This window comes from Streptomyces sp. SID3212 (assembly GCF_009865405.1).
Taxonomy (GTDB): Bacteria; Actinomycetota; Actinomycetes; order Streptomycetales; family Streptomycetaceae; genus Streptomyces.
The window spans coordinates 1-5,226 of sequence record NZ_WWJY01001053.1; the positions used below are offsets into that span (position 1 = coordinate 1).

Sequence of the window (5,226 nt, forward strand, 5' to 3'; positions counted from 1 at the left end):
GGCCCCCCGGACGCGGGCGACCCCCGGATCCCGGGAAGGGGTTCAGCCGTGATGCGCGTGCCCCCGCCGCCGGTGGCTCGCCACCGCCGCCGTGTAGACCTCCGCCGTCGCCGACGCCGCCGTGTCCCAGCCGAAGCACTGCGCGTGCCGGGTCGCCGCCGCGCCCATCCGGTCCACCAGCCGCGGGTGGTCCAGGAATTCGCGCAGCACACGCGCGTACGCCGCCGGATCGTGCCCGGGTACGAGGAAGCCGGTCGACCCGTCCCGTACCGCCACCGGAAGACCGCCCACGGCCGCCGCCACCACGGGGGTGCCCGCCGCCTGGGCCTCTATGGCCACCAGGCCGAAGGATTCGCTGTACGAGGGCATGACCAGCACGGACGCCGCACGGAACCAGTCCGCCAGCTGCTCCTGCCCGACCGGCGGCCGGAACCGCACCACGTCGGCGATCCCGAGGCGCGCGGCGAGCTTCTGGAGGCCCTCCGGCTTGGCCAGGCCCGTACCGCTGGGTCCGCCGACGACCGGTACGACCAGTCGCGTACGGAGGGAGGGGTCCTCGTCCAGGAGGACGGCGACGGCGCGCAACAGCACGTCGGGGGCCTTGAGCGGCTGGATGCGGCCGGCGAAGAGCGGGATGAACGCGTCCTGCGGCAGCCCGAGGCGGGCGCGGGCGGCGGCGCGGCCGTCGGCGGGCGAGAAACAGTCGAGATTCACGCCGGGGTGGACGACGGCGGCCTTCGCGGGGTCCGCGTCGTAGAAGCGGACGAGGTCGTCGGCCTCCTCCTGCGTGTTGGCGATCAGCCGGTCGGCGGCGCGCACGATCTGCGTCTCGCCGATCACCCGGGCCGCGGGCTCGGGTGTGTCGCCCTCCGCGAGGGCGGCGTTCTTGACCTTGGCCATGGTGTGCATGGCGTGGACGAGGGGGACGCCCCAGCGTTCGGAGGCGAGCCAGCCGACGTGCCCCGACAACCAGTAGTGGGAGTGGACCAGGTCGTAGTAGCCGGGGCGCTGGCCGGCCCAGGCCTGCATCACGCCGTGGGTGAAGGCGCAGAGCTGCGCGGGCAGTTCCTCCTTGGCCAGGCCCTCGTAGGGGCCCGCGTCCACGTGCCGTACGAGCACGCCGGGCGCCAGCTCCACGGCGGGCGGCAGGGCGCCGGTCGTGGCGCGCGTGAAGATCTCCACCTCGATGTCGAGGGTGGCCAGGCGCTTCGCCAGCTCGACGATGTAGACGTTCATGCCGCCCGCGTCGCCCGTCCCCGGCTGGTGCAGCGGGGAGGTGTGGACGCTCAGCATGGCGATGCGCCGGGGCCTGCGCGACTGACCGGGAACGCGCGGTCGGGGTGGGGACGCCATCATGCCGGCGATGCGGGAGACGGACTGGCTCACGTCTACGGTCCTCTCGCTCAGGGCACACGCTCGGGGCACAGCTCGGGCACAGCAAAGAGAGGGCGTGCGGCACCCTCCGACCCCGGACAACAGCGGAATACGTCCTTGCATTTCCCTCTTTGCCAAATCGTTGCCAGGGGGCGCTGAACCCTGGGACGAATCCCGGGGTGCTGGGAGGCATCCCGGGGTGCCTCCGGCCTTCGTTACGCTCCTTTCCATGGCCGTGCGCTCCACCCCTTCTTCTTCCTCTCCCTCCTTCTCCGCCTCCTCCTTCTCTGCCTCTTCCTCGTCCGTTCCCCGCCCTGTGGGCACGGTCACACGCCCTGTGGGCACGGTCACACGCGGCACCACCCACCAGAACCGGCTGCGGCGCATGGACCGCTGGATCGCCGCCGTGCACGGTCCTGCCCTGCGGCGCTCGCCCGATCCCGTGGTGGTGGACCTGGGGTACGGGGCGGCGCCCTGGACGGCCGTCGAGCTGCTGCGGCGGCTGCGAGCGGCGGAGCCGCGTACCGAGGTCGTCGGGATCGAGATCGACCCGGCGCGGGTCGCGGCGGCGGTGCCTTACGAGGAGGACGGGCTGCGCTTCCGGCACGGCGGCTTCGAGATACCGCTGCCGGGCTCGGAGACGAGGCCGCGAGGCGTCGGGACAGCGCTGCCGGCGGACCGGCGGCCGGTGCTCGTCCGGGCCGCCAATGTCCTGCGGCAGTACGAGGAGGGCGAGGTCGCCGCGGTCTGGGCGCGGTTGTGTGCGCGCCTGGCGCCGGACGGGCTGCTGGTGGAGGGGACGTGCGACGAGATCGGCCGGCGGCACGTGTGGGTCGCGCTCGGGCCCGAGGGGCCGCGTACGGTCACCTTCGCGACGCGGCTCGGCTCGCTGGGGCGGCCTTCCGACCTGGCGGAGCGGCTGCCGAAGGCGCTGATCCATCGCAATGTCCCGGGCGAACCGGTCCACGCGTTCCTGCGGGACTTCGACCGGGCGTGGGCGGCGGCGGCGCCGTACGCCTCGTTCGGCGCGCGGCAGCGGTGGGTCAGGGCGGTACGGGATCTGTCGGCCGACTGGCCGGTGGGGTCCGACGCGCGGCGGTGGCGGCAGGGAGAGGTGACGGTGGAGTGGGCGGCGCTGGCGCCGGGTGGGGGCCGGTGAGGCCCGGCGAGGCCCGATGAGGCTCGGTGAGGAGTCAACGGCCCCGTCGCCCCTGTCGTTTTGACCGGGGGCGTGACACGATTCCCGACGGTACGTGAAGGGCTGGGCAGGGGCGCGTCAGTTCGGTGCTCGGCGCGGTGTTCAGCCGTACGACATCTCGCGGATGCCGTACGCCCGCGCTGTTCGCCGATGCTCTTCGGAGTTGCTGATCAGAGTTGCTGTTCAGAGTTGCTGTTCGCCGATGATGTGGGGGAGTTCGTGGGCCGACGACGCAGTGCCGCCGCCGCGATCACGCTGGTCTGCGCGCTCGCCGCGCTGGCGTCGCCCCAGGCGATGAGCGGCGCGTACGCGGCTCCCGCGCCGCCCGCTCCCTCGCTCTCCCCGTCGGCCGTACCGCCGCCGCCCGTCGAACTCCCCCCGGGGGCCGGGCAGTCGGGCACCCCCGGCAAGAAGTCGCTGGACGACGTACGGATCGAGCTGGACGCCCTCTACGAGAAGGCCGCGTCCGCGACCGACGCGTACAACCTCGCCGACGAGCAGTACCAGAGGCTGTCGGCGGAGGTGTCGACGCTGACGCGGGACCTCGTCCGGGGCCAGGCCCGTATCGACGAGCTGAACAAGAGCGCGGGGGCCGCCGCGCGGGCGCAGTACCGGGGCGGCGGGCTGCCGCCCGAGGCGCAGTTGGTGCTCACCGACGACCCCGGTCTCTTCCTGGACGGGGTGGGGCGGTTCCAGGAGAGCCAGCGCGCCACGCACCGCCTGATCGCCGAACTGACGCGGGCGCAGGAGGACTTGAAGACGTACGCGCAGGACGCCGGTACGGAGTGGGCGAAGCTGGAGGTCAGCCGGGCCAAGAAAGAGAAGGCCAAGGAGGAGATCACCAAACAGATCGCCGCGGCCGAGAAGATAGAGGCCGGCCTGGAGAAGGAAGACCTCGCGCGGCTGGCGAGGCTCCAGGACGAAGCGGCGCTCAAGGCGCAGTCGGCGTGGCTCGGGTCCGGGGCGCTCAAGGACATCAACCGCGGGGCGAGCGCCCAGGGCAAGCAGGCGATCGCGTTCGCGACGGCGCAGATCGGGAAGCCGTACGTGTGGGGGGCCGAGGGGCCGTCCTCGTACGACTGCTCGGGGCTGACCTCGGAGGCGTGGTCGGCGGCCGGGCGGACCATCCCCCGTACGTCGCAGGAGCAGTGGCGGCAGCTGCCGAGGGTCCCGGTCGCGGACATGCGGCCCGGCGATCTGATCATCTACTTCGAGGACGCGAGCCACGTGGGGATGTACGTGGGCGACGGCACGATCGTGCACGCGCCGCGGCCGGGGCGGAACGTGACGCTGGCGGGGGCGGGCACGATGCGGATCCTCGGGGTCGTACGGCCGGACAAGTAGGAATCGTGGGTCCGTACAAGTAGCAGCCGTATGTCCGGACAAGTAGTACGCGGGTGGTGCGGCTGTGCGGTCCATGCATGGCTTGTATGTGATGTGACGCGAGCCACGGCGGGGAGGCCTAACCTCCCACCCGTACGTGATGTTTGTCATGACCGGATATGCCGAAACCCGCCGGATGCGTGACCGCCAACGGCATATGACGGTGGCTCTTCCTTCGCACACCATTCCGTTTAGGTGCCCGCTACCGCTATGGTCCCCGTCTGGTGGAGCGCAGATCGTCCTCCGCCGCCCTCGGGGGGAGGGAAGGAAACCAAGAACGATGTCCGTACCCGCTCCCGTACCGAGGCAGCGCACGAGTTCGCCGATCGTCCCGGCGACCGCCACCACACCGGCGGCGAGTCCGACGGTGATTCCCTCGGCGCGCCCCGAGGAGCGTCGGTATCCGGCCACCGAGACCGCCAAGAGCGGCGACCTGGTGCTGCTGGTGATCGAGGACGACCCGCGGCGTACCTTCACCGCCCCCGAGCACCCCGGGGGCGCGGGCGTCCGGGTCCGGGTCCGTACCGCCCGCAACCTCACCGAGGCCGAGCGGCTGCTCACGGACGACATCCACTGCATCCTCGTGGACCTCGCGCTGCCCGGTACGGACGACAGCGACGACCTGGCCCTGCTCAAGCACGTCCTGCGGCTGGCTCCCCGCCACGCCGTACTGGCGCTGGCGGCGGAGGGCGACGGCGAGCGGGCGGCGGCGGCCGTACGGGTCGGGGCGCAGGACTTCCTCTTCCGCGACGAACTGGACGGGCGGCTGCTGAGCCGCGCGATCCGGTACGCGGTCGAACGCAAGCGCGCCGACATCGCGCAGCGCCAGCTCACCGAATCGCGGCTGCGTGCGCAGGAGAACGCCCGGCTGGAGCGCGGACTGCTCCCCACCCCCTTGCTCCAGGGTTCCGACCTGCGCTTCGCGGCCCACTACCGGCCCGGCAGATCGCGGGCGCTGCTGGGCGGGGACTTCTACGACACGGTCCGTACGCCGGACGGCACCGTCCACGCGATGATCGGCGACGTGTGCGGGCACGGCCCGGACGAGGCGGCGCTGGGCGTGGAGCTGCGGATCGCGTGGCGGGCGCTGACGCTGGCGGGGCTCAGCGGGGACCGGCTGCTCTCGACGCTCCAGCAGGTGCTGGAGCACGAGCGGGAGAGCGAGGAGATCTTCGCGACGCTCTGCACGGTGGACATCGCGCCGGACGGCCGGCGGGCCGGGCTGTGCCTGGCCGGGCACCCGTCACCGCTGGTCCGGCGGGCCGGGGCGG

The 5,226-nt window shown here is 72.6% G+C and carries 4 protein-coding genes; 3 read left to right on the forward strand and 1 reads right to left on the reverse strand.

Going from position 1 to position 5,226, the window contains the following annotated elements; genetic code table 11:
- Positions 1 to 42: 42 nt before the first annotated feature.
- Entirely contained in the window at positions 43 to 1,386 is a 1,344-nt protein-coding gene (gene mshA, locus GT042_RS31465; RefSeq protein WP_161312096.1) for a D-inositol-3-phosphate glycosyltransferase, read from the reverse strand.
- Positions 1,387 to 1,759: 373 nt separating this feature from the next.
- Between mshA and GT042_RS31470 the strand changes: the two genes are divergently transcribed.
- From GT042_RS31470 to GT042_RS31480, 3 genes are all read left to right on the forward strand, one after another.
- Positions 1,760 to 2,533 carry a class I SAM-dependent methyltransferase gene (locus tag GT042_RS31470; RefSeq protein ID WP_237531388.1) on the forward strand — a complete coding sequence of 258 codons (774 nt, stop codon included), beginning with the start codon at positions 1,760 to 1,762 and terminating at the stop codon, positions 2,531 to 2,533.
- A 258-nt stretch (positions 2,534 to 2,791) separates the two neighbouring features.
- A complete protein-coding gene (locus tag GT042_RS31475; RefSeq protein WP_345943992.1) occupies positions 2,792 to 3,916 on the forward strand; it encodes an NlpC/P60 family protein in 1,125 nt (374 codons plus the stop codon).
- Between the two features lie 409 nt (positions 3,917 to 4,325).
- On the forward strand, positions 4,326 to 5,226 hold a 901-nt coding region (locus tag GT042_RS31480; RefSeq protein WP_345943993.1), incomplete at its 3' end, for a SpoIIE family protein phosphatase.